Below are 19393 nucleotides of genomic sequence, written 5' to 3' on the forward strand. Positions count from 1 at the left end.
TAGGGCGCCCGCTAGCGGGGCTGCTTGGCCAGACGCACCTGCAGCTGCAAGCCGGCCGTGGTGCCGGTGGGCAGATTCTGCACGTGTATTAGCCCAAAATATGGCCTCGTTTTGTCAGCGGGGTTCAGGGCATTGAAGGCGTATACCTGGTCAAAGGCCAGCTTATCGAGCAGGGTCGTGTTAGCTGCCGCCCCGGCATCGATAAATGCCTGGTGGATAGCCGTGGTATCCTGGGTGCTGGTGAAGGTGATGGCCGTGAGGGTGGTGAGGCGGAAGGTGGTATGGTGGCGGGGGGCCGCCCAGGTAGTGAGCTTCACGGCGGGGTCGTCGGGCGAGGCCAGTCGCTGGCCATCGGGCAGCAGCACTAGGTCTACGAACTGCTGCACCTGCGGGTTAGCCACCGAGTAGCGGGGGTAAGCCTGCCCGGCCCGCAGGTCGATGAAGCGGCGGGCGGCCACGTTGTTGGCCACCGCCGGCAGATTGAGCGTGTAGTCGTGAAAAACCTGCGTGGAGTCGGCGCGCCGCACGGCCAGCGTGAACGAGCGGACCGACATATTCCCATCCTTATCCGTGGCCGTAAACGTCCAGGTTTCGCTGCCCGAAGTGGTGCGCGTGCCAAACACGGAGGTGTAGAGAAAATCGGTGGGCCGGCTGGTCAGCGTCGAGTCGAGGTAGGTTATCGGCGAGTCTTTGGGCAGACTGCTGTAGCTGAACGTGGCCAGCGGAAAAGGATACACGAAGGGCGTACGCAGCGGCGAATACTGCACCTGCACCAGGAACTGCGCGAGCGTGTTCTTGCTGGTGCTAGTAGCGCTGCTGGTGCTGGTGGGGTTGGCATCGACGTAGATGCGCGTGGCGAGCGTGTCGCCGGGCCCTACCCCCGTGCGGCTCCCCGACGTGAAGCGGCCCGAGCTGATGAAATAAAGCCGCACGGGACCATTGGACTTGGCGCAGCCCCCCAGCAAAAGCAGACTCAGAACGGCAAGCAAAAAACGCATAGCGGCAAAACAGGAGAAAGGCGACGACCCGGCAAAGGTCGGCAGGCGCGGCCCGCCGCTAGCTAACGCGCGACGCGGGCTACTTATTCCCCCCGCCCCCGCCGCCGGGGTTTGAGCAAAAATTAGCTTAATAAATCCCTACCCCCCTTATTTTCAGCAAGCTCTCATGCACGCGCTTTTATCTTTAGCCAATGCTTACGGCCCCCGCCTCCATGCTGGTTTTTGAGAACGCGGCCGGCCGCGTCGAGGCCGACCCGGCCGGCTTTATGCGCTCGCACTGGGGCCCGGCCCCCCGTACGCTGGCCGAAACCCAGGCCCTGTTGCAGCACCTCAGCCAGGGGATGCGCCGACACGGCTGGCCCCTGGTCCTCATCAACCAGGTCGAGATGACTCCTTTCTCGCCCGAGGAGCAGGCTTGGATAACTCAGCAATGGCTGCCAGCGGCCGTGCGCGAAGCTGGCTACCGCGCCGGGGCCATCGTGTTGGCCACCGATATCTACTCGCGGCTGGCCACGGCTTTTGTTACCACCAATGTGCACGGCCTACCCATCCGCTACCGCTCCTTCGACGACGAGTCCACGGCCCTGGCCTGGCTGCTGCGGCAGCGGTAAATGAGCAGACCAGAACGGTCATGCTGACATAAGGAAGCATCTCTACCGCGCAAGTAACCCAGTCGTTAAGAGGTAGTTACGCAGTAAAGATGCTTCCTTCGTCAGCATGACCGTTCTGGTCTGCTCACTTACTCGCTTACTGCCGCCGGGTAGTCGGTGTAGCCGTGGGCACCGGGCACGTAGAAGGTGGCTTTATCACCTTCGGCCAGGGGCGCGTGGTGCTCAAAGCGGGCTACCAGGTCGGGGTTGGCGATGAAGAGCGTGCCGTAGGCCACGAGGTCGGCGTCGCCGTCGGCGATTACCTGGTTGCCTTTTTCCTGGTCGAAGCCGCCGTTGATGATGAGCGTGCCCTGGTACATCGGGCGGTAGTGCTTGGCGATGTGCGGCTCGGCGAACTCGTTCTGGCTCACGTCGGTAAACGGCTCCGAGAGGTGCAGGTAGGCCAGGCCGTAGTCGTTGAGCCGCCGCACAATGTAGTCAAACGTCGGGATGGTTTCCGCGTCGAGCGTCGTGCCAAAGAGGCCGTCGAGCGAGGGGTTGAGGCGCGCGCCCACCTTGCCTAGGTCTACCCCGGCGGCCTTCATGGCATCGAGCACCTCGAAGAAAAACCGGGCGCGGTTCTCAATGGAGCCGCCGTACTCGTCGGTGCGGTGGTTGCTGGTGCCATTGAAAAACTGGTGAAACAGGTAGCCGTTCGACGAGTGGATTTCCATGCCATCAAAGCCAGCGGTCAGCGCATTTTGGGCGGCTTGCACGAAGTCGGCCACCGTTTGCTTGATTTGGGCCGTCGTCATAGCGGCGGGGGCCACCGTGTCCTTCATGCCAGTGGGCGTGTACACCTGGGCGTGGGGGTTGAGAGCCGAGGCCGACAGCGGCAGGTTGCCATTGAGTAAATCGGGGTGCGACATGCGGCCCACGTGCCAGAGCTGCACGAAAATCGTGCCGCCCAGCTCGTGCACGGCGCTGGTAATCTTCTGCCAGCCAGCTACTTGCGCCGGCGTGTAGATGCCGGGCACGTTGATGTAGCCCACGGCCTCGCGGCTCACGTAGGTGCCCTCTGTAATAAGGAGGCCCGCCGCGGCGCGCTGCGAATAGTATTCCACCATCAGGTCGTTAGGCACGCTGCCGGCGTTGTCGGCGCGGCTGCGGGTCATCGGGGCCATCACTACGCGGTTGCGCAGGTTCAGCTTATCAGTGTGGTAGGGAGTTAAAAGGGATTGCGGAGTCATGGTCAAAAAACTAAAAAGAAGGGGGTAGCGCGCGCTAGCCGCGCAAGCGCCTGATAAGCCCGTAGTCCGGTCTTTTGTTTCGTGTTGCTACATTATTTTCCTGCGCCCGGCCGCCGGCCGCTTCAGCGCCGGGTGGCCCGCACGAAGCGTGGCCGTCCCCGAAAATCGGGTAGTTCCGCCACCTCCGCGAACGACTCCGGCCCGAACAGCGCGGCCGTTTCCGCGCTCAGCGCCTCGTTGATTTCCAGCCAGATGCTACCCCCCGGCCGTAGCAGCGCGGTCGCTAGCGCCGCCAGCCGCCGGTAAAAAAGCAGCGGGTCGGCATCGGGCACAAACAGGGCGGTGGCGGGCTCCCAGGCCAGCACGTTGGCGCGCATCAGCGCCCGCTCGCTGGCGCGCACGTAGGGCGGGTTGCTCACCAGCACATCGAGGCTGCCGGGGAGCAGGCTGGCCGGGCTTTCAATCAGAATATCAAGCGTTTGGAACTCGACCAATGGCGCGTAGCGGGCCGCGTTGCTCCGGGCCACGGCCAGCGCCTCGGCCGAAATATCGACGGCCACGACCCGTGCCGGGGGGGGTAGGGCGCGGGCCAGGGCCAGGGCCAGGCAGCCGCTGCCGGTGCCCACGTCGAGCACCACCAAGCCCGGCCGGCCGGCGTGGGCGCGGGCCACCAGCTGGGCCAGCTCCTCGGTTTCGGGGCGCGGAATGAGGGTGGCAGGCGTCACGGATAGCTCCATGCCGGCAAAATGAGCGGTACCCAGCACGTACTGCACCGGCTCGTGGGCCAGCAGGCGGCTCTGAATGGCGGGCAGGCGGGCCGCCACGGCGGCGGGCACCAGAATATCGGCCCGCATCCGGCGCTGCAAGGGGCTGATAGTCAGCAATTCCTCTGTTACGAGGGCAGCCAGGGCTTGGGCCTCCGGCGCGGAGTAAATATCTTGCAGAGCCTGGGCAAGGGTGGTCGTCAGCTGCTGGGTCGTCATGGCGGCTGCAAAGATGGTGGCTAGCCTTGCCCCGGCCCTACCCCCCCCGCTGACCCCGGCCCTACCCTGCCCTGCTTATGCTGCTGCCCGACGACGAATTTTTCATGCGCCGCGCCCTCGACCTGGCGGTGCTGGGGCGGGGCTATGCCCGCCCCAACCCGCTGGTGGGCTGCGTGGTAGTGGGCCCCACGGGCACCATTCTGGGCGAGGGCTACCACCAGCAGTACGGCGGCCCTCACGCCGAAGTGAACGCCCTGGCCAGCGTGGCCGACCAGGACCTGCTGCGCCAAAGCCGCGTCTTTGTGACGCTGGAGCCCTGCGCCCACCACGGTAAAACGCCTCCCTGCGCCGACCTGCTCATCGCCAAGGGCGTGCCCGAAGTTATCGTCTGCAATGACGACCCTAACCCGCTGGTGGCCGGCCAGGGCCTGGCCCGACTGCGCGCCGCCGGCATCCAAGTCAGTACCGGCCTGCTGGCTGAAGCCGGCCGCCAGCTCAACCGCCGGTTTTTCACGTTTCAGGAAAAGAAGCGCCCCCACCTGGTGCTGAAGTGGGCCGAGTCGGCCGATGGGTTTCTGGCTGGCCCGCACTTTCAGCAGGTCCAAATCAGCGGGCCGCAGGCGCAGCTGCTCACTCACCAGTGGCGCACGGAGGAGGCGGCCATTTTGGTAGGTACCCGCACGGCGTTGCACGACAACCCCCGCCTGAGTGCCCGCGAGTGGCCCGGCCCCCAGCCCGTGCGCCTCACCATCGACAAAAATCTGGCCCTACCCCCCAGCCACCACCTGCTCGACGGCTCGCAGTCTACTATCATCTATACCTACCGCGAGCGGGCCGACAAGCCCAACCTGACCTACGTGGCCCTACCCTTCGCGCCGCCCGGTGCCCCGCCCTCGCCCGACCTGCTGCCCGCCGTGCTCACCGACCTCCACGCCCGCGGCATCCAGTCGGTGCTGGTGGAGGGTGGCCCCACGGTCCTCAACGCACTCATTAACAGCAATACCTGGGACGAAATCCGGGTTTTCCGTAGTCCCAAGCGCCTGGAGCGCGGCGTGGCTGCGCCCCGCCTGGGCCTACGCGGCTGGCACAGCCAAGAGCGCGTCGGAGTCGATGAGTTGTTCAGCTATATAAATGAGTAATGGGAGTACTGTCGTTCTCGTAATAGAACGACAGTACTCCCATTACTCGTTACTTCCACTACTTATTTCCCGAAGAGGCCGCCGAGCAGGCCACCGAGGCCGCTGCCCATGATGCCACCGCCGCCCGCGCTGGCGGGCTGCGAGTTGGACTGCCCGCCCAGGCCGCCCAACACCGACATGATGGAGCCCAGGCCGCCGCTGCCCATCGAGCCCTGCTGCGGGTATTGGCTGGCGCTGGCTTGGTTGCCGCCGCCCAGCACGCTGCTCAGCATCCCACCACCCAGCAGGCCGCCGAGCATACCGCCCAAGCTACTGCCGCCGCCGCCGCCGCTGAGGCTGCCCATCGCGCCGCTCAGCAAGCCGCCCAGGCTACCGCTCTGGCTTTGGGGCTGGCCGCTGTTGCTGCTGCCACCGCCGCCTATCACTTTGGAGATAACCATCGGGGCTACTACCCCCAGCAAGCCCGCCATGAGGGCTCCTTTGGGAATGCCCACGTTGCTGAGCTTATCGCCGATGCTGTTCAAAAAGCCTTCCTTAGCGGGGTCCTGCGGGTTGTGCTGCACGTTAGCGGCCTGGTCAACCACGGTTTCGAGGGTTTGCTTCTGGTCTGGGTTCACGCCGAGATAGGCAGCCATCTTATCCACCATTTCCTGCTCGCCGGGCGAATAAGTGCCATCGGCACGGGCAAAGCTGATGAGGTCGGTGACGAGCGAGAAACGTAGGTCGCTGCCTTTCAACTCGTCTAGGTCCTGCTGCACGGTCTGGTTGTCGGCGCTGTCGGCGGCGGTCAATATCCGGCGCGTGGCATCGTCAGAGAGGCCAGCCTGCTGCGCGAGGTGCTGCAAAAACTCCGCTTCAGGCGCTGTCGCCTGGCGGTCGGCCGTAGCCAGCGCCGCGATGGCGCTGATGTAGGCCGTTTTTTCGGCATCCGAATAATTCTGAAGCAACTGCGTATCCATGTGAAGAATAAAAAAGATGAAAAAAGAAGCCTGAGGCCCAGCCCGCTCGCTGCCAGCCGTGCCCGGCCTTGCTAACGGCTACGCCGCGGCGGCGTTGCCTGACTAGCCCTTTTGCGCGCAGCGGGCCGCGTTTCCCAAAAAAATTTAGGGCTGATTGCTACATTTTTACCTCGGGCCGCCGGGGTAGCGGGCCGCTTTTTTAGCCGCCCGGCTTGGCAATTCCAAAAAAGCCTTGCATCTTTGCAGTCCCAAACGGGAATAGCTCTTGGGAGATTAGCTCAGCTGGTTCAGAGCATCTGCCTTACAAGCAGAGGGTCACTGGTTCGAACCCAGTATCTCCCACGTTGAGTAACACCCACTTAGCTACGAAGCTAGCTGGGTGTTTTGCTTTTAGTTTAAACGTTGATTTAAACAACTACCTTGGCTATACCCACCGAGGCGATAAATTCCGGGAGGTTAGCTCAGTTGGTTTAGAGCGCTTGCTTCACACGCAAGAGGTCGAAGGTTCGAATCCTTTACTTCCCACCACTTCAGGCAGCCACTTCGCGTCAAGAGCGGAGTGGCTGTTTTGCGTTTGGCTGAAACGCTGGCTTGCACCGGTACTTTGCCAGTACTCGTTCAGAAATAAGTCTCCTTTGCGGTGTTGCTAAGGCTTTTAGAACCTACAAAGGAGATTGCTACTTCTCAATCTCCTTCCGAATTATTACGCTTGCTACCCCCAAAGTTGCGCGGGTCGTTTATCTCCCCTCCCAGCAATCCCCCGCCTCGTGTTCAAAGCCCGTTTTCGATTTCTGGTGCTGGCCGGCCTGCTCGGCTTTGTGGCCCGGCCAGCGGCGCGCGCCCAGGCGGGCGCTGCCCCGCTGTGCATCGGCCAGACATTTGCCCTGCCCTCGGCCGTGCTCGGCGAAACGCGCCGCATCAACGTGTATCTGCCGGCTAGCTACACCGACTCGGCCACCGGGCTACCGGTACTTTATATGCCCGACGGTGGCCTGGGAGAAGATTTTTTGCACGTGGCCGGCTTGGTGCAGGTGCTGACCGGCAACGGCACCATGCGCCCGTTTATCGTGGTGGGCATCGAGAATACCGAGCGGCGGCGCGACCTAACCGGCCCCACCACCAATGCCGAAGACCAAAAGATAGCCCCCCGCGTGGGCGGCTCGGCCGCCTTCCGGCAGTTTATCCGCACCGAGCTGATGCCCGCCATCCGGCAGCGCTACCGTACCACGGCCGAAACGGCCATCGTGGGCGAGTCGCTGGCCGGCTTATTTGTCGTCGAAACGCTGCTGCGGGAGCCCGCGCTGTTTGATACCTACGTAGCGTTCGACCCAAGCCTGTGGTGGAATGACGGGCAGTTGGCGAACCAGGCTGCCCAGCAGCTACGTACCTACGCCGGCTCGGCCAAAACCCTGTACGTCGCCTTCAGCCGCGACGCCTTGGGCACGGCCCCCGTGCGGCACTTTGCCGCCGCGCTCCGGCACGCGCCCCAGCCCGGCCTTAATTGGCACTACCAGGCCCTGCCCGATGAAACGCACGCCACTATCTACCACCCGGCGGCGCTCCGCGCGTTTCGCCTCGTTTTTAAGCCCCGCCCGGTTCTTCCGGCAAAATAAGGCAGGCCCGGCCGGAAGGTAGCCCGCTCCCTGGCCGGCACCGCGCCCGAATCCAGGCCGTAACTTTGTGATTTATTACCAGTTCCGCATTTATGAAACTTGTCCTGCTGGCCGCCGCTGCGCTGCTGCTCACGGCCGCCGCGCCAGCCTCTACCGCTCCGGCGGCGAAGCGTAGCCGCACCTTCCGGCTCACGTGCCGGGCCACGGTGCCTGTGCCGCCCGCCGGCACCAAGGCGCTGGACTTTTGGATGCCCGTGCCCCACGACGATAAAAGCCAAGATGTACGCGAGCTGAAAATTGACGCCTCCGCGCCAGTTCGCATTCGGAAAGCTGGTGACCAGCCTACAAATGTCCCTAACTATACCATCGAAACCGACCAGTACGGCAACCATATCCTGCACTTAGTAGTGCTGGCCGCGAAGGAGGTACAGCCTGGTATGACATCGCAAAACTGGGCGAAGTTGCCGGCCGCACCCATCGCGCCACTTACCGTCACGCTCACGGCCCTCGTCACGCGGCGCGAGCACTTAAACCTGCGCGCCACCGACGACCGCGCCCCCGCCGAAATCGAGGCCCAAGACCCCAATCTGGCCCGCTGGCTGGCCCCCGACCGCCTCGTGCCCCTCGATTTCAAGATTAAAGCCCAGGCCCAGGCCGTGGTGGACCAGGCCGGGGCCAAAACCGACCTGCAAAAGGCCCGCGCCATCTACGAGCACGTGGTGAGCACCGTGACCTACGATAAAACCGGCCAGGGCTGGGGCCGCGGCGATATTTACTATGCCTGCGACGCACGGCGGGGTAATTGTACTGATTTTCATGCCATTGTGATTGGCTACTGCCGGGCGCTGGGCATTCCGGCGCGCTTTAGCATTGGCTTGCCTCTACCCCCCCAGCGCGGCCAAGGCGAGGTGAAGGGCTACCACTGCTGGGCCGAATTCTTTACCAAGGAAACCGGCTGGGTGCCCGTCGATGCCTCCGAGGCGGCCAAGGACCCCAGCCGCCGCACCTACTTCTTTGGCGCGCACGACGAAAACCGCGTCGAGTTTACCCGTGGGCGCGACCTGACGCTAGCGCCCCGGCAGGCCGGCCCACCGCTCAACTACTTCGTGTACCCCTATGCCGAGGCCGACGGCCAGCCGCTGGACGTGGCGCACACGTATCTTTTTGAGGATGAGGCCCGCCCCACTGGTGTGGTGACTCCGACTAAGGATAAGGCCACCAAGCTGATTTTCGTGTACAACGCCGACGGCGGTACACTCAACGGCTTCAAGGACATGCTGCACAAGACCATTGCGCCCAGCAGCTACGAGTGCGCGCTGTGCGCCAAAACCTACGCCTTCAGCGGGATGCGCGCCGAGTGGAAGCAGGCCGTGGCCGGCCTGCCGCTACCCGCCGAGTTTCTGCACCGCGACCAGTTTCGGGCGGCCTACCCCGCCCTGGCCGAGCATACGCTGCCCGCAGCCTTCAGCGTCGATGCGGCCGGCAAGCTCACGCCCTTCATCAGCACCCAGGAAATGAACGACCTGAGCCTGAACGACCTCATCGCCCTCACTCAGAAGCGGGCCGATGCGCTGGTAGCAGCGCAGTAGTTTCTGAGCTGTTGGCTGATAAGGCGTGAGGAAAATCAGCCAAGGAAGAACGTTAGGCAGACCGCAGGGAAGCCTGACGTTCTTCCTTGGCTGTTAAAAGACAACTTTGGCTAATGGCCCTTAAGTCCTGACAGCTTTACTGCTGCATAACGCGGAATTTCCACACTTGCTTATCCAGCTGGTAGCTTAGGTCCTGAAGCTGATTGGACGTTACTTCATCCACCTTACTCAGATGTGCGATGCGCTCGCGCTTGGCCACGGTGTTGATGCGCTCGGTCATCAGGATGAGTACTTGCTTGTCGGAGAGGTAGCCGCCGGGGTAATTGTCGAGGTTGGCGGTGGCGGCCACTACGCTGGTGCGGCCGTCCACGGGGTGGCCCACTTGCAGGATGCGCTCGGCCAGGAGGTCGGTGTACTTGAGGTAGGTGTTGGCGTTTTGCTGCAGCTGCTCGTGCAACGACAGGTAGAGGGGGCCGCGTAGGTTCCAGTGGCTCTGTTTCGAGTCGTGGTAGAGTTGCAGCAGCTCCAGGTGGCCTGAATGTCGTCGGTCGTGGGCTGGCGCTTGTCGGCCTCCACGGGGATGAGCGGGTCGGCGGCGGGGTTGCGGTACTCGAGCTTACCGTTGGTTTCGCCGGGCGGGTTGGCCGTGTTATGGGGGCGGGGGTAGCGGGCACGGTGTTGGCCCCGGAATTGGTGGTGTTGCCGACGTTGTTGCCGCGCCGGTTTTGGGCGGTAGCCTCGCGCGGGGCGGTCAGGGTCAGCAGCGCAGCGGCCACGGCAAGAGGTAAATTTTCATGAAAAAGAAAACGAGTGAAGCAGTAGCTGGCAGGATGTCAACTAGCTTTCGGAGTTGGTGGATAGCCCTTTAACGAGAGGATTTCTTAGTATTTTCTGAGTAAAAAATTAAGATTTGCTTAAAAAACCGGCCCTACCACCCGCCGAAGTATCCAAACGCCGGCCTGGCCGTTAGGAACTCTCCGGCAGGGAGTTGCCCTACCCCCCCTTCGCCCACCACCCCGTGCTACGCATCTAATCGCCCCGCCCATGCACGTATTATTGCTAGAAGATGAGCCCGGCATTGCCCGGTTCGTGAAGCAGGGCCTCGAAGAAGAAGGCTATGCCGTGGACGTGGCCGCCGACGGCCCCACTGGCCTGGCCCTGGCGCTGGCCCAGCCCTACGACCTGTTGCTACTCGACTGGATGCTGCCCGGCCTCACGGGCCTCGAAGTGTGCCGGCAGCTGCGTGCGCAGGGGGTAGGAGCACCCATCATTTTCCTGACTGCCAAGGATACCGTGGCCGATACCGTGGCTGGCCTGCAAGCCGGGGCCAACGATTACATTCGCAAGCCGTTTCACTTCGCCGAGCTGCTGGAGCGCATCCGGGTGCAGTTGCGGGGGGTAGGGCCGGGGCAGGCTACCGAGCGGTTCGCGGTAGGCCCCATCGTGCTCGACGTGGCTACCCACCGGGTGCACAAAAACGACGAGGAAATTACCCTCACGCAGAAGGAGTTTGCCCTGCTCGAATACCTGCTGCGCCACAAAGGCCGGGTGTGCCGCCGCCAGAGCATCATCGAAAACGTGTGGGATATTCACTTTGAGTACAATACCGGCGTGCTCGATGTATACATGAACGCGCTGCGCAAGAAGCTGAGCCTCAGCAAGGAGGATGATTATCTGCAAACCATTCGCGGCGTGGGCTACGTGGCGCGGGATTGAGTTGATTGCCAATTAACAACTAACTCCTCATGAACCTGGCGTTTAAGGACCGCATTGCGCTGCACTACCTGCTAGCTACGGCCGCCTTGGTAGCGGTGGCCTACCTGGTGGTATTTGGGGTGGTGCGCGACCGGGTATATACCGACCTTGACCGCAACCTGCGCCTGGAGGCCACCAAGCACCTGGGCGAGCTGCGCGTGGCGGGCCCGGTCATCCGCTTCGCCAACCGAGAGGAATGGGAGGAGCGCGAGCACCGCGAGGTGCAGGTGGACCCCGTTTTTATTCAGCTTAGCGACCCGCAAGGCCGCCTGCTCGACCGCTCACCCAACCTGAAGGCCGACCAGCTGGCCTTTGATGCCGCGCCCGGCTGGCGCGCCCCGCACAACTCTATGCTGCGCGGCAAGGCCCTGCGGCAAATACAGGTGCCCGTGGAGCAGGATGGCCGGCGGATGGGCTACCTGCTGGCCGCTATTTCGTCGGAGGCGGCGCGGCATGTGCTGGATAGCCTGGGGCTGGTGCTGCTGGGCTCGTACCCGGTGGTGCTGCTGGCGCTGTTTGGGCTGGCGCGGGGGCTGGCGGGCCGCAGCATCGCACCGATTATCGCCATTACGGCGGCTACCAACCGCATCACGCGGCACGACTTATCGGCGCGGGTGGCCCTACCCCCGCGCCCCGACGAGCTGCACACGCTGGCCAGCGCCATCAACGGGCTGCTGCACCGCATTGAGCAGGCCGTGGCGCGCGAAAAACAGTTCACGGCCGATGCCTCGCACGAGTTGCGCACCCCGCTGGCCGCGCTGCGCGGCACCCTCGAAGTGCTGGTGCGCAAGCCCCGCCGCCCCGAGGAGTACGTGGCCAGCATCGGGCTGGGCATTCAGGAGATTGACCGCCTCAGCCACCTCGTGGACCAGCTGCTGCTGCTAGCCCGCTTTGAGAACCACGGCCAGGACCTGCACCACCAGGAGCTGTCGGTGCTGAGCAGCGTGCACGACGTGCTGCACCGCCATCGCGAAACGCTCAGTGCCAAGTGCTTGCGCGTGGAAGTGCCCGCCGCCGATGCCCTACCCCTGCGCTCGGACCCTTACCTGCTCGACCTCATTCTGGACAACCTGCTGGCCAACGCTATCAAGTACTCGCCGGCCGGCTCCACTATCACAGTGGCGCTGGGGGCGGCCGATGGGCGGCTGTGCTGCGCCATTCAGGATGAAGGCATCGGCATCCGGCCCGAGGATTTGGACCGGATTTTTGACCCCCTCTACCGCTCTGATGCGCTCAGCCACAAGGAGATAAGCGGCACCGGCCTGGGCTTGTCCATCGTGGCCAAAGCCTGCCAGCTGCTCGGCATCGAGCTGAGCGTGGCGAGCGAGCTGGGCCGGGGCAGCACGTTTACGCTGCGCTTTCCGGCGTAGGCGGGGGGGTAGGGAAATAGCCAGTTAATTAGCGGGACTTTCTAGCTGTTAATTAATTGATTTTCTAGGTATTACTTTACGGCTCACTATTCGTCTGGTCGTATGCTTTTCTGCCTTCGCCCCCCAGCCGCGCCATTGCGCCCGTTCGTGCAGCACTACCTGCTGGTGCACACGCGCTACGACGGCCTGGCCTCGGCCCCGGCGGTGAAGCCCATGCCGCCGGCCCCGCAGCAGTGTCTGTACTTCTACCCGCGCGGTGGAGTGCGCACGTTTCATCATAAAGAGCAGCGGTTCGTAGCCTTGCCCACCAGCATTTTGGTGGGGCCGCAGGTGGCGCGGCTCGACTTGCATTTTCCGTCCGACCACCTGGTAGTGTGCGCCGCGTTCTGGCCGGGCGGGCTGCACCGCTTGTTGAAAGTGCCGGTGACGGAAATGCTGGATTTCTCCGTGGAAAGCCGGGCGCTGCTCGGCCCGGCCGTGGCCGAGATAGAAGCCCGCCTGGCCGAAGCCCCCGACTACACCACCATGCTGGCCGTGCTCGAAACCTACCTGCTGGGCCAACTGCGCCGCCTGCGCGCGCCCGCCGAACGGCCCATCGACCGGCTGCTGGCAGTGCTGCTGCCCAGTGGCCGCCTCCGTGGCTCGCTCGATAGCCTTGCCGCCGAAGCCTGCCTCAGCCCCCGGCAGTTCGAGCGCAATTTTGTGGCGCGGGTAGGGCTCAGCCCTAAGCTATTTGCCCGCATTGCGCGCTTCGACCAGGCGTTTCGGCTGAAGGAGCGGCTGCCGGACCTCGACTGGCTGGCCGTGGCCGTGCGGTGCGGCTACTACGATTACCGCCACTTGGTGCGCGACTTCCAAGAGTTTGCGGGCACCACGCCGCCGCGGCTGCTGGCCGCCGAAACCGCCCACTCCCGCGTGGCCGGCGGGGCGGCCTCGAACCACCGGCCGGTGCCGGGCGCATAATGTCGGTTTTTTACTAGTAAGGAAGGGGGATGGAGCCGGAGCTTTGCGGCCTCATCATTTTTCCTACCCCCATGAAAACCTGCTTGTTAAGCCTGAGCTTGCTGCTGGCGGCCAGCCGCGCCCTTGCCCAAAACCCGGCCGCCGATGAGGCCGCCATTCGCCAGACGGTGGCCCATATGACTACGAATTGGCAAAACCACCAGTTTGCCGACATGGCCGCCTATACCACGCCCGACGTGGGCTGGGTGAACATTGTGGGCATGTACTGGCGCGGCCGGGTGCAGGTGCAGCAGGCGCACCAGCATATTTTCGATGCTATGTTTAAGGGCGTGGCCTTTACCCCCGGCGAAACCAGCGTGCGCGCCGTTGCGCCTGGCGTGGCCGTCGTCACCATGTACTGCCACGTGGGGGCCTTTTACCCGCCCGATGGCGTGAACCGGGGCACCAATAAGGAGGGCGACACCAACGACCTGCTGACGCTGGTGCTAGTGCAGCGCCGGGGCCAGTGGCTGCTCACGGCCGGCCAGAATACCGTGGTGCGCGCCAGCGCCCAGCCCAACAACCCCGCGGCTAGCGACCCCGCCCAAGTAGCCGACCAGCACTAGTCTACCCTACCCTTGCTCCTACTCACTGATAGCCGCTATGAAAACGCTCTTACTAAGTATGTTCGTCAGCCTGGGCGGTGGCCAGCTGGCCGCCGCCCAGACCGGCCCCGCCCCGCTACCAGCGGCCGATAAAGAGGCCATTGTGGCCCCGCTCCAGCACTTTCAGAAAAACCTGAACGACCATAAATTCGCAGAAATGGTGGACTATACTACGCCCGATATAACGTCGATAACTATCGTGGGAATGCTCTGGCAGGGCGAACCGGCCGTGCAAAAAGGCCACCAGGTGATATTCGATAGCCGGTATAAGAACACGACCTTTCCGCCCCTCGATATGGAGGCGCTCTCGTTCCAGCCCATCGCGCCTGAGGTGGTGCTGGTGGTGTGGGTTAGCAAGCCCCTACCCCCTGGCGCGCCGCCCCACCCCCAAACTGCCAGCACCACGACGCTAGTGAAGCGCCAGGGCCGCTGGCTCATCACCGCCTTTCAAAATATGCTGGTAGACCCCCAGGCTGCCGCCGATAATCCCATCCGCTAGCTGGCTGGGGTAGTAAAAAGCAAAAAAGGCGTTGCTCTCACGAGAGCAACGCCTTTTTTGCTTTTTACTACCCCACTACCGGCGGGCTGGCTTGCAGTTCCCGCACGTCGTCGGCCGACAACTGCACGTCCAGCGCCTTCAGCAACTCCTGCACCTGCGGCACGCTGGTGGCGCTGGCGATGGGGGCCGTGATGCCGGGTGCCTGCATGAGCCAGGCCAGCGCTACCTGCGCTTGGCTCACGCCGTGGCGGGCGGCCACCGTGTCCAGGGCTTTCAAAATGCGAAAGCCCTTGTCGTTCAAATACTTCTTGCCAATGCCGTCGCCGCGCTGGCTCTTTTTAAGGTCGGCCGCCGAGCGGTATTTGCCGGTGAGAAAGCCTGAGGCCAGCCCGAAGTACGGAATCACGCCGATGCCGCTGGCCTGCACCAGCGGCAGGTCGTCCTTTTCAAACGTCTCATGCTCGTAGAGATTATACTCGGGCTGCAGGCTTTCGTAGCGCGGCAGGCCGTCCCTACCCCCGGCGTCGAGGGCGGCTTGCAGGCGCTGGGGTGAAAAGTTGCTGGCCCCGATGGCCCGGATTTTCCCCTCCTTCAGCAGCTCGGCGTAGGCTTCCAGCGGCTCGGTCACGGGTAGGCTCTCGTCATCTTTGTGGCTCTGGTAGAGGTCGATGTACTCGGTTTGCAGGCGCTTCAATGAGTCTTCCACGGCGCGCTTGATGTAGGCTTTGGCCAAGCCCTTTTTATCGGGGCCCAGCTCCATGCCCACTTTACTGAAAATGAGCACGTCGTCGCGCCGGCCGCGCTGCTTCAGCCACTTGCCGATGACGGTTTCGGACTGCCCGCCGCCCGCGTGGCCGGGGGCCCAGGCCGAGTACACGTCAGCGGTATCAATGGCATTGCCGCCGCCCGCCACGAAGGCATCGAGCACGGCGAAGGAGGTTTTTTCGTCGGCTGTCCAGCCAAAGACGTTGCCGCCCAGCACGAGCGGTGCAATATGTAGGCCGGAGTGGCCGAGTTCACGAAGGGTTGCCATGATATAGCGAAGGGGTAAGAAAGTTGCCCGGCTGCCGCGGGTAGTGCCGGGTAGAGTACTAACGCCCAACCGGGCGTTGGGTTGGCCGATGGGGGTAGGGCCTCGCGCCTTACCCCACCGACTGGCTGCATAACGAACGAGGCGGTTCGCAAAAACGCGTAGTATATTTGTTAAGTAAACTAACAAGTTTGCTTGCAAGTATGACTAACCAACCCGACCCTCAGCACCTGGCCGCCGAGCTGCAAATGGTCGTGTCGCGGCTGATTAAAAAGCTGCGCACGCACTCGCCCACGGCCGGCCGGCTCTCGCTCACCGAGCGGGCGGTCGTCAAGCAGCTGGCCCAGCACGGGTCGCTGCTGCCCAGCGAACTGGCCGCCCGCGAAAAGGTGACCACCCAATCTATGTCGCAGATACTGAGCCGCCTCGATGCGCTGGGCTACCTCACGCGGCAGCCCGAGGCCACCGACCGGCGCAAGGTGCGCATCGGTCTCACGACCGCCGGCCAGGCTATTATCCCGGCCGTGCGCCGGGAAGCCAGCGACTGGCTGGGCCGCGCGCTGCAAGCCACCTGCTCGGCCCCGGAGCAGGCCACCCTGGCGGAGGCCGTGCGGGTGCTGGCCCGAATAGTTGAAGTAGACTGATAAGATGAATTCCGACGCTTTTCGCGCGCTGCGCAACCGTAACTTTCGCTTGTTCTTTGCCGGGCAGTCCGTATCCTTGCTGGGCACCTGGATGCAGAAAACGGCGGTGAGCTGGGTAGTGTATGCCCAGACGCATTCCAAGTTTATGCTCGGCGTGAGCGTGTTTGCCACGCTCTTTCCGTCGGCGCTTTTTTCGCTGCTCGGGGGCGTCGTGACCGACCGCTACGCCCGTTACCGGGTGCTGCTGGCCACGCAGGTGCTCTCGCTGGTGCAGGCGGCGCTGCTGGCGCTAGCCGTGTTTTTTGACAAGCAGGATGCGGTGTGGGAAATCATTGGCCTGAGCGCGGTGCTGGGCATTATCAACGCCTTCGACGTGCCCGCCCGGCAGTCATTGGTGTATGAGCTGATGGCTGATAAGCAGGACCTGCCCAACGCGGTGGCCCTCAACTCGACCATGATGAACCTGAGCAAGCTGCTGGGGCCAGCGGTGGCGGGCTTCGCCATCGAGCGGCTGGGGGCGGCGGCCTGCTTCGGGCTGAACGCGCTCAGCTTCGTGGCCGTCATTGGGTCGCTGCTGGCGCTGCGGCTGCCGGCCTTCGTGCCCAAGCCGCGCCCGCAGGCCCTGCGCGACGAGCTGGCCGACGGCCTGCGCTACGTGCGCGACACGCCGGCCATTCGGTTTATTCTGCTCTCTATCGGGCTGATGGCCTTGCTGGTGCTGCCCTTCACCACGCTCATGCCGGTGTTTGCGAAGGATGTTTTTCACGGCACGGCCGCCACCTTCGGCCTGCTCGACGGGGCGATGGGGCTGGGCGGCTTCGCGGCGGCGCTCTACCTCACGTCCCTACCCCCCGGTGCCGACCTCAACCGGGTGATGACCACTAACGCCTTCGTGCTGGGGGTAGGGCTGCTGCTGTTTGCCTACACGCCCTATTACTGGCTGGCGCTGGCTTTCCTGGTGGGAAGCTCGTTCGGGATGATGGTGCAGACCACGCTCAACGTGACGCTGCTGCAAACCACCGTGCAGCCGGCCATGCGCGGGCGCGTCATCAGCCTCTACGTGCTCATGTACACGGGCGCGCTGCCGCTGGGCAGCCTGGTAGTGGGGACGGTGTCGCAGCGCGTGGGCGTGCGCGCCACCGTGCTGGCCGAGGGCGTATTGGCGCTGCTCATCGGGCTGTTGTATTTGCGCAACCTGCGCCAGACCCGCGCCGCCGCGCCGGCGGCCCCTACCCCATTGCTGGCCAGTCAAGCCGTGGAGGCTACCCAGGCCGTTCGGGCTTGATGTTGATTTTCGTCAAATTTCCCCTCTTTTCCTTTTTCTCATGGTAACCGCCCTCGATAAAAATACCGCCCTCGTGCTGATTGACTTGCAGCGGGCGATAGTCCAAATGCCCGTCGTTGACCCCATTAGCGGCGTGCTGACCAATGCCGGCCAACTGCTGGCCGCGTTTCGGCGGGCGGGCCTGCCCGTGGTGCTCGTCACCGTGGACCCCGCCAACCGGCCCGACCTGCGCAACGACGCCCAGCGGCCCTCGCGCACCGTTTTTCCGCCCGAAGCGCTGGCGCTGACTCCCGAAATCGAGCCCGTGCCTGACGATATTCGCATTACCAAGCACAGCTGGGGCGCTTTTTATGACACGGGACTAGAGGAGGCGCTGCGGCAGCGCGGCGTGACGGGCATCGTGCTGGCGGGCGTGTCTACCAGCATCGGGGTCGAAAGCACCGCCCGCGCCGCCAATGAGCGCGGCTACAACCTCACCTTCGCCCAGGATGCCATGACGGATATGGTAGCCAGCGCCCAGGAAAACAGCCTGCGGGTTATCTTCCCCCGCATCGGGGAAGTGGACACGACCGCCAACATCATCCGGGTATTAGAGGGGGGTAGGGGGTAGTGTAACGCGGGCTCACGCCTCGTTCAGCGTCAGCAGCAGGCTTTGCCGCTCCTGGTCGAAGAGGCGCACGGCGGCTTGCAGCTCGTTGAGCAGGTCGGCCCGAATGGCGAGCTGGTCGCCCGAGTACGTGCCGCCGGGGCCGAAGAGCAGGGCCGCCAGCTGCCGGCTGGCCTTGGAGTCGGGGTGGGCCAGTGGGCCGTAGTGCTGCCAGCGCAGGCGCGTATTATGAGCGATGCTGGCCTTGCCGAAGTTACTGAACGCCGGATTCGTGAGCATATACCAAAGGCTCGGCGGCCACAGGGCCGAGTCGGCCTGCTCGGTCCACACGGCGGCCAGCAGGTTGCGCGGATGCTGAAAATCGGCCGTGTACTTGGGCGGCTTGAGGGCCAGCAGCCCCAGGACCGCCGTGAGCACGCCGCCCCCGATGGCGAAGCCGTACTGCCCGCCCTGGGCGCTGGCCACCGTGGCCCCGATGCCGCTGCCGGCCCCCGCCAGCAGCGAAAACGTGTTGAAGCGCTGCACGCGGCGGCTGTCTAGATTAGCCAGGTAGGTAGAGAGTTGGTCGGCCCGCTCGCCCTCGCAGTCCAGCTCGGCGGCCACGCTGCCGATGGTGGTGCCGGCCAGCACCACCTGGGCCAGCAGCTGCCGCTGCTGCTCAGCCACGGCCAGCGCGGCGGCCGGGCCGGGCTGCTGGCGAGCAGTGGCTTGCAGGGCCAGCAGCTGGCGCAGGCCGGGCAGCAGGCCCAGGGCGTTGGCCGTGAGCAGGGTGCGGCGCGGGTAGCGGGCCAGCAGCGCCGGGGTAAGGGCCACGTTCAGGTCAGTTTGCGGGGCCAGGGCCGCGTCGTAGTGGTAAGGCAGGGGCGGCTCGCAGTAGTTATCGGCCGCCAGGGGGTGCGTGGGGGGGCGGGTGCCGACGCAGCCGGCTAGGGCCAGCAGCAGCACCAGCAGGTAGCTTTTTAGCATAAGTCAGCCTTCGTAAAGCTCCAGCGGTAGCCCGTCGGGGTCCTGAAAAAACGTGAAGCGCCGGCCCGTGAACTCATCCGTGCGCACGGGCTCGCAGGCCACGCCGTGCGCCGCCAAGTGCTGGCGGGCGGCTGCCAGGTCGGCCACCGCGAAGGCCAGGTGGCGCAGGCCCGTGGCCTCGGGCTGGCTGGGGCGCGGCGGGGGGGTAGGGAAAGAAAACAGTTCGATGACGTACTGCCCGTTCACGGCCAAATCCAGCTTGTAGGAATCGCGCGCGGCGCGGTACACTTCGCGGATGACCGCCAGGCCCAGCACTTCGGTGTAAAACTGCTTGGAAGCAGGGTAGTCAGCGCAGATGATGGCGAGGTGGTGCACGCCCAGCAGGCGCAGCGAATCGGAAGAAGCCATGCGCAAAGTAACGGCCATGCGGCGTAAGCCCTCCGCAAGAAAAATAGCGGTTCCAGGGCGGGGCTTCCGCCGAAATGGCTACTTTTGGCGTGGAGGTCCTC

At 64.0% G+C, this 19393-nt stretch carries 20 protein-coding genes and 2 tRNA genes; 14 read left to right on the top strand and 8 right to left on the bottom strand.

Annotated elements, in window-relative coordinates; all coding sequences use genetic code 11:
• Positions 1–11: 11 nt before the first annotated feature.
• Positions 12–998, bottom strand: a complete 987-nt coding sequence (locus LC531_RS20250; protein WP_223653523.1) for a hypothetical protein — start codon at positions 996–998, stop codon at positions 12–14.
• A 191-nt stretch (positions 999–1189) separates the two neighbouring features.
• On the opposite strand from LC531_RS20250, the gene LC531_RS20255 reads away from it, so the two are divergent.
• Positions 1190–1609, top strand: a complete 420-nt coding sequence (locus tag LC531_RS20255) for a hypothetical protein (protein WP_223653524.1) — start codon at positions 1190–1192, stop codon at positions 1607–1609.
• A gap of 128 nt (positions 1610–1737) precedes the next feature.
• Here LC531_RS20255 and LC531_RS20260 read toward each other — a convergent pair whose 3' ends face one another.
• Both LC531_RS20260 and prmC read right to left on the bottom strand, forming a co-directional pair.
• Positions 1738–2838 carry an alkene reductase gene (locus LC531_RS20260; protein WP_223653525.1) on the bottom strand — a complete coding sequence of 367 codons (1101 nt, stop codon included), beginning with the start codon at positions 2836–2838 and terminating at the stop codon, positions 1738–1740.
• Between the two features lie 122 nt (positions 2839–2960).
• Positions 2961–3821, bottom strand: coding sequence for a peptide chain release factor N(5)-glutamine methyltransferase (prmC, locus tag LC531_RS20265; protein WP_223653527.1), 861 nt, complete (start codon positions 3819–3821; stop codon positions 2961–2963).
• A 77-nt stretch (positions 3822–3898) separates the two neighbouring features.
• Here prmC and ribD point away from each other — a divergent pair, with 77 nt between their 5' ends.
• Positions 3899–4960, top strand: a complete 1062-nt coding sequence (gene ribD, locus LC531_RS20270; RefSeq protein WP_223653529.1) for a bifunctional diaminohydroxyphosphoribosylaminopyrimidine deaminase/5-amino-6-(5-phosphoribosylamino)uracil reductase RibD — start codon at positions 3899–3901, stop codon at positions 4958–4960.
• A gap of 62 nt (positions 4961–5022) precedes the next feature.
• Here ribD and LC531_RS20275 read toward each other — a convergent pair whose 3' ends face one another.
• Positions 5023–5919, bottom strand: a complete 897-nt coding sequence (locus LC531_RS20275; RefSeq protein WP_223653531.1) for a TerB family tellurite resistance protein — start codon at positions 5917–5919, stop codon at positions 5023–5025.
• 267 nt (positions 5920–6186) lie between these two features.
• Here LC531_RS20275 and LC531_RS20280 point away from each other — a divergent pair.
• From LC531_RS20280 to LC531_RS20295, 4 genes are all read left to right on the top strand, one after another.
• A tRNA-Val gene (locus LC531_RS20280) sits at positions 6187–6261 on the top strand.
• 108 nt (positions 6262–6369) lie between these two features.
• Positions 6370–6447: transfer RNA gene (locus LC531_RS20285), tRNA-Val, on the top strand.
• A gap of 239 nt (positions 6448–6686) precedes the next feature.
• Positions 6687–7532, top strand: a complete 846-nt coding sequence (locus LC531_RS20290; protein WP_223653532.1) for an alpha/beta hydrolase — start codon at positions 6687–6689, stop codon at positions 7530–7532.
• Positions 7533–7624: 92 nt separating this feature from the next.
• Positions 7625–9121: a transglutaminase-like domain-containing protein gene (locus tag LC531_RS20295; RefSeq protein ID WP_223653534.1), complete on the top strand. Its 1497-nt coding sequence runs from the start codon at positions 7625–7627 to the stop codon at positions 9119–9121.
• 136 nt (positions 9122–9257) lie between these two features.
• Here the strand turns inward: LC531_RS20295 and LC531_RS20300 are convergent, their stop codons facing one another.
• On the bottom strand, positions 9258–9650 hold the full coding sequence (locus LC531_RS20300) for a Dps family protein (RefSeq protein ID WP_336245537.1): 393 nt from the start codon (positions 9648–9650) through the stop codon (positions 9258–9260).
• Positions 9651–10165: 515 nt separating this feature from the next.
• Here LC531_RS20300 and LC531_RS20305 point away from each other — a divergent pair.
• From LC531_RS20305 to LC531_RS20325, 5 genes are all read left to right on the top strand, one after another.
• On the top strand, positions 10166–10837 hold the full coding sequence (locus LC531_RS20305) for a response regulator transcription factor (protein ID WP_223653536.1): 672 nt from the start codon (positions 10166–10168) through the stop codon (positions 10835–10837).
• A gap of 29 nt (positions 10838–10866) precedes the next feature.
• On the top strand, positions 10867–12246 hold the full coding sequence (locus LC531_RS20310; RefSeq protein ID WP_223653538.1) for a sensor histidine kinase: 1380 nt from the start codon (positions 10867–10869) through the stop codon (positions 12244–12246).
• Positions 12247–12348: 102 nt separating this feature from the next.
• Entirely contained in the window at positions 12349–13209 is an 861-nt protein-coding gene (locus LC531_RS20315) for a helix-turn-helix domain-containing protein (protein ID WP_223653541.1), read from the top strand.
• Positions 13210–13280: 71 nt separating this feature from the next.
• On the top strand, positions 13281–13814 hold the full coding sequence (locus LC531_RS20320) for an SgcJ/EcaC family oxidoreductase (RefSeq protein WP_223653543.1): 534 nt from the start codon (positions 13281–13283) through the stop codon (positions 13812–13814).
• A gap of 37 nt (positions 13815–13851) precedes the next feature.
• Positions 13852–14352: an SgcJ/EcaC family oxidoreductase gene (locus tag LC531_RS20325; RefSeq protein ID WP_223653545.1), complete on the top strand. Its 501-nt coding sequence runs from the start codon at positions 13852–13854 to the stop codon at positions 14350–14352.
• Positions 14353–14419: 67 nt separating this feature from the next.
• Here LC531_RS20325 and LC531_RS20330 read toward each other — a convergent pair whose 3' ends face one another.
• Positions 14420–15385 carry an aldo/keto reductase gene (locus tag LC531_RS20330; RefSeq protein WP_223653547.1) on the bottom strand — a complete coding sequence of 322 codons (966 nt, stop codon included), beginning with the start codon at positions 15383–15385 and terminating at the stop codon, positions 14420–14422.
• A 200-nt stretch (positions 15386–15585) separates the two neighbouring features.
• Here LC531_RS20330 and LC531_RS20335 point away from each other — a divergent pair, with 200 nt between their 5' ends.
• From LC531_RS20335 to LC531_RS20345, 3 genes are read left to right on the top strand one after another with little or no spacing between them, the layout of a single operon-like run.
• Positions 15586–16026 carry a MarR family winged helix-turn-helix transcriptional regulator gene (locus LC531_RS20335; RefSeq protein ID WP_223653554.1) on the top strand — a complete coding sequence of 147 codons (441 nt, stop codon included), beginning with the start codon at positions 15586–15588 and terminating at the stop codon, positions 16024–16026.
• A gap of 4 nt (positions 16027–16030) precedes the next feature.
• Positions 16031–17311 (top strand): MFS transporter, encoded by a 1281-nt coding sequence (locus tag LC531_RS20340; protein WP_223653556.1) that lies wholly within the window; start codon positions 16031–16033, stop codon positions 17309–17311.
• Between the two features lie 40 nt (positions 17312–17351).
• Positions 17352–17921: an isochorismatase family protein gene (locus LC531_RS20345; RefSeq protein WP_223653557.1), complete on the top strand. Its 570-nt coding sequence runs from the start codon at positions 17352–17354 to the stop codon at positions 17919–17921.
• A gap of 12 nt (positions 17922–17933) precedes the next feature.
• Here the strand turns inward: LC531_RS20345 and LC531_RS20350 are convergent, their stop codons facing one another.
• On the bottom strand, positions 17934–18884 hold the full coding sequence (locus tag LC531_RS20350) for a hypothetical protein (protein ID WP_223653558.1): 951 nt from the start codon (positions 18882–18884) through the stop codon (positions 17934–17936).
• 3 nt (positions 18885–18887) lie between these two features.
• The gene (gene gloA2 / locus LC531_RS20355; RefSeq protein ID WP_223653559.1) at positions 18888–19292 is read right to left on the bottom strand and encodes an SMU1112c/YaeR family gloxylase I-like metalloprotein; all 405 of its coding nucleotides are present in this window, start codon (positions 19290–19292) and stop codon (positions 18888–18890) included.
• Positions 19293–19393 lie beyond the last annotated feature (101 nt).

It is taken from the genome of Hymenobacter psoromatis, assembly GCF_020012125.1.
Lineage (GTDB): Bacteria > Bacteroidota > Bacteroidia > Cytophagales > Hymenobacteraceae > Hymenobacter > Hymenobacter psoromatis.